Origin of the sequence: Rothia sp. ND6WE1A, from assembly GCF_001683935.1 — a bacterium.
Taxonomy (GTDB): domain Bacteria; phylum Actinomycetota; class Actinomycetes; order Actinomycetales; family Micrococcaceae; genus Rothia; species Rothia amarae.
The window spans coordinates 1-842 of sequence record NZ_LXTU01000049.1 but is presented as its reverse complement, the minus strand read 5'-3'; the positions used below and the strand labels follow the sequence as shown (position 1 = coordinate 842).

General features: G+C 43.2%; 2 protein-coding genes. Both read right to left on the bottom strand.

The annotated features are described in order from the left end of the window. On the bottom strand, window positions 1-202 hold a 202-nt coding region (locus A7E48_RS11380), incomplete at its 3' end, for a helix-turn-helix domain-containing protein (protein ID WP_304441050.1). After that, entirely contained in the window at window positions 195-746 is a 552-nt protein-coding gene (locus A7E48_RS05970; RefSeq protein WP_158004405.1) for an acetyl-CoA carboxylase biotin carboxylase subunit family protein, read from the bottom strand. The genes A7E48_RS11380 and A7E48_RS05970, both read right to left, overlap by 8 nt. Window positions 747-842 lie beyond the last annotated feature (96 nt).

Sequence of the window (842 nt, the reverse complement as noted above, 5' to 3'; positions counted from 1 at the left end):
GATCGACGACTTCCTTCTTCACCTCGAAGGAAAAGTGCTGCTTAGTTGGTCTCTCCACAAGACATAGTCTGCCATGCAGCTTGAAACGACGCTCAAATCTCTTTACAGAATAGAGGCCAACTCCTAACCGATGAGCCGCTGCCGCATAGCCCAGCCCTTGCTCAAACAAATCAACGAGCTGCTCGCGCTGAGATTCACTCAAAGAACTTCGTGCTCTCAAAAAAATACTCCCCACTAGTTAGAAACTGATTTCTCAGTCCAACTAATGGGGAGCAGTTCACAACATGACAGACCCCAAATTCTAGACCTAAAGCTTTTGTTGCCTTTTTGGCAATTTCAACTATCTGCTGATTATGTTCGGAAGAGATGGTTGCAGGCAAGCTATGTCCTAGCTCAACGAATCCAGGCTGGGAACCAAGCAACTTCCTTGTAATAGCCAAAACATGCTGTTCACCATTCAGAGAAATGGTTTCTACACTAAACTCAGGTCCATCAATAAATTCCTCGATAAGCACCTTTTTAGTAAGCGATTCTGACTTTGCCCATGAAATTGCATTCATCAGTTCATTTCTACTAGTTACTAAAGACACTCCAGCACTAGCAGAACGATCAGCAGGTTTGACTATACATTTTTTATAATTAGAAAGAAAAGAAACAGATTGTGTTTCGCTGCTCAGAATTTGCCAGGAGGGAAGAGGCACTTCATTGTCATCCAATATTTTATACTGCAACGATTTATCAGTCACGACCATCGCAGATTCAATAGATATATGGGGTAATGAGGCTTATTCAAAAGTCCTCCCAGCCGCATAAAACACCAACCCCCGAACCACCGCAAACAC